The organism is Novosphingobium organovorum (assembly GCF_022832435.1).
GTDB lineage: Bacteria > Pseudomonadota > Alphaproteobacteria > Sphingomonadales > Sphingomonadaceae > Novosphingobium > Novosphingobium organovorum.
Window position 1 is genome coordinate 1 of record NZ_JALHLF010000204.1, and the last position, 3,086, is coordinate 3,086.

General features: G+C 69.3%; 3 protein-coding genes. All 3 read right to left on the minus strand.

Translation table 11 applies throughout. The features are described from left to right. Window positions 1-92: 92 nt before the first annotated feature. Window positions 93-1,502 (minus strand): UDP-N-acetylmuramoyl-L-alanine--D-glutamate ligase, encoded by a 1,410-nt coding sequence (gene murD, locus MTR62_RS20535; protein ID WP_244024451.1) that lies wholly within the window; start codon window positions 1,500-1,502, stop codon window positions 93-95. A 10-nt stretch (window positions 1,503-1,512) separates the two neighbouring features. Further along, on the minus strand, window positions 1,513-2,583 hold the full coding sequence (mraY, locus tag MTR62_RS20540; protein ID WP_244024454.1) for a phospho-N-acetylmuramoyl-pentapeptide-transferase: 1,071 nt from the start codon (window positions 2,581-2,583) through the stop codon (window positions 1,513-1,515). A gap of 17 nt (window positions 2,584-2,600) precedes the next feature. Then, window positions 2,601-3,086: glutamate ligase domain-containing protein (locus MTR62_RS20545; RefSeq protein WP_327194447.1), on the minus strand; the 486-nt coding region annotated here is incomplete at its 5' end.

Consider the following 3,086-nt stretch of genomic DNA (forward strand, 5'->3'; position numbering starts at 1 on the left):
CCCCCGCGCGGCGAGCGCGGGCCCGCGCCCCGCCACGCCCGAAGCCGAGCGGACAGGTCCCAGAGGGGGCGTATCGGATGCGCCGGCGGCCATCAGCGTGCCTTCGCGCCTCCCGTGGCACTGGCCGTGGCACCGGCGCCCTCACCCGCAGGTTCGAGCAGCGCCTCGACGATCTGGCGAAAGGCCATGCCGCGCGCCTCGTAGTCGCGGAACTGATCGAAACTGGCGCAGGCGGGCGAGAGCATGACCACGTCGCCGGGGACGGCCGCTTCCATCGCCTGACGGATCGCCTCGGCCATCATCTCGCTGCGCACGACATGGGTGTAGGGTTCGAGAATCTCGGCGAAAAGATGACCCGCATCACCAATGGTGTAGGCCGCCTTGATGTTGCCGAACCAGGGCTTGCACTCGTCCAGATTGTCGCCCTTGGGCAGGCCGCCCAGAATCCAGTGGATGCGCGGGGCCGGATCGGGCCGGAAGGCGGCGATCGCGGGCGCGGCGGAGGCCGGGTTGGTGGCCTTGGAATCGTTGATGTAAAGCACGCCGTTCGCCTCGGCCACGCGCTCCATGCGGTGGGGCAGCCCGCAGAAGGTGCGCAAGGCGGGCTCCCACTGCGCGCGGGTGAGGCCGAGCGCCTCGACCACGGCGACCGCTACGGCCGCGTTCTGCAGGTTGTGCGGGCCTTGCAGCGAGGGCCAGCCCGGCTGGAGTTCGGCGAGGTCTGCACCGTCCACCCGCTGCACGCAGCCCGGCGTGCGGCGCCTTTCCTCGCGCGCGGCGATCCCCAGCGTGGTCTCGTCGCCGCGCCCGAAGACGGCGGCGCGCGTGTCGGCCTGCATCGCGAAGAGCCGCGCCTTGGACGCGGCGTAACCGGCGAATCCCTCGTAGCGGTCGAGATGGTCGGGCGTGACGTTGAGCAGCGCGGCGACATCGCAGTCGAGGTTGTGGGTGAGATCGATCTGGTAGCTCGACAGTTCGAGCACGTAGACCCCGCTCGCGCTCGCGGTGGGTTCGAGCGGGTCGGTGCCGAGCACCGGCAGGCCGATGTTGCCGCCCATGCGCGCGGGCACGCCCGCTTCCTCGAGCAGGTGGCGCACCAGCGAGGTGGTGGTCGACTTGCCGTTGGTGCCGGTGATGCCCACCACGCGGTGTTCGGGCAGGTCCTGCCGGGCGAGCGCAAAGAGTTCGATGTCGCCGATCACCGGCACGCCCGCGCGCGCGGCGGCGGCGGCGATCGGGTGGCTGTTGAGCGGCACGCCGGGCGAGACGACCACGCCGTCGAACCCGGCAAGGTCCGCGCCGACCGGATCGGCCAGTTCGCAGCGTCCTTGCGCGCAGGCCTCGGGATTGGCGTCGAGCACCGCCTGGCGCGGCTCGTCGCGGCTGTCCCAGGCCATCACGCTCGCCCCGCTTTCGAGCAGCGTGCGCACCGCCGTCATCCCCGAACGGGCAAGCCCGAGGACCGCGTAGCGTTTACCGGCGAAGGCGGGGGATACGATCATGACGCGCCCCTTATCGCAGCTTGAGCGTGGCGAGGCCAAGCACCGCAAGCACCAGCGAGATGATCCAGAAGCGCACCACCACGGTCGATTCCTTCCAGCCCAGCTGTTCGAAGTGGTGGTGGATCGGCGCCATGCGGAACACCCGGCGCCCGGTGCGCTTGAACCAGAACACCTGGATGATGACCGAGGCGGCCTCGAGCACGAACAGCCCGCCGACCACCGCCAGCACGATCTCGTGGTGCGCGGCCACCGCCACGCAGCCCAGCGCGCCGCCGAGCGCAAGGCTTCCGGTATCGCCCATGAACACCGCCGCGGGCGGCGCGTTGAACCACAGGAAGGCCAGGCACGCGCCCATGATCCCGGCGCAGAAGATGGCGAGTTCGCCCGCTCCCGGCACGTGCGGGATACCCAGGTAATGCGCAAAGTCGACGCGGCCGGCGAGATAGCAGATGATCGCGAAGGTGCCCGCCGCGATGAACACCGGGAACGTCGCCAGGCCATCGAGCCCGTCGGTCAGGTTGACCGCGTTGCCCGCGCCCACGATCACGAAGGCCGCAAAGACGTAGTAGAGCGGGCCGAGCGGGATGTAACGCCCGGTGAGGAAGGGCACGTAGAGGTTGGTGTTCAGCTGGCTGACGATGATGTACGAAGCGATCCCCGCGACCACGAATTCGAGCGCCAGTCGCAGCTTGCTCGACAGCCCGGCGGTGCTGCGCTTGGACACCTTGTCGTAGTCATCCATGAAGCCGATCGCGCCAAAGCCCACGGTCACCGCGATGCAGGCCCACACGAAGGGGTTGGCCAGGTCCATGAACAGGACCATCGCCGCGAGCAGCGCGGTGAGGATCATCAGCCCGCCCATGGTCGGCGTGCCGCGCTTGGCAAGGTGGCTCTGCGGGCCGTCCTCGCGGATCGGCTGGCCCTTGCCCTGGCGCACGCGCAGCATGTTGATGAAGCGCGGCCCGATCAGCAGCCCGAGCGCCAGCGCGAACAGCAGCGCGCCTCCCGAACGGAAGGTCTGATATCGGAAGAGATTGGCCAGGCCCTCGAAGTGGAACCAGTCAGCGATCAGATACAACATCGTGCGGGAGCGACCCCCTACCCTTCCTGCCTTGCGAGCTGCGAAACGAGAGAAGCCAGGCCCACCGAATTGGACCCCTTGACGAGAATCGCATCGCCGCTTTCGAGCCCGAAAGCGCGCAGGCGATCCCCCGCTTCCCCCACGCTCTGGCAATGCGCGAAGGCGCTCGGTTTGCCAAGCGATTTGGCCTCGTTTTCCCCGGCGTGCACCGCATTTGAAACCGCCTTCGCCGCAATTTCGAGTTCGCGTGCGAGCGGCTCCATTTCGGCGCCGACGAGCACCGCGAAATCGACCCCGGCCTCGGCCAGCGGCTGCGCCAGCGCGGCGTGGTAGCCCGGCCCGTGGGTGCCCAGTTCCTTCATCGCGCCCAGCACCGCGATGCGCCGCTTCGCGCTGGTGCGGCCAAGCTGCGCCAGCGTCGCGCGCATCGAGGCGGGGTTGGCGTTGTAGCTTTCATCGATCAGGAGCGCGGTGCGCCTGCCCTGCGCGTCGGGCGCGCCGCC

What these genes read in the sequence shown, in the direction of transcription:
- murD (WP_244024451.1), bottom strand. Translation starts at nt 1,502, where the DNA reads ATGATCGTATCCCCCGCCTTCGCCGGTAAACGCTACGCGGTCCTCGGG.
- mraY (WP_244024454.1), bottom strand. Translation starts at nt 2,583, where the DNA reads ATGTTGTATCTGATCGCTGACTGGTTCCACTTCGAGGGCCTGGCCAAT.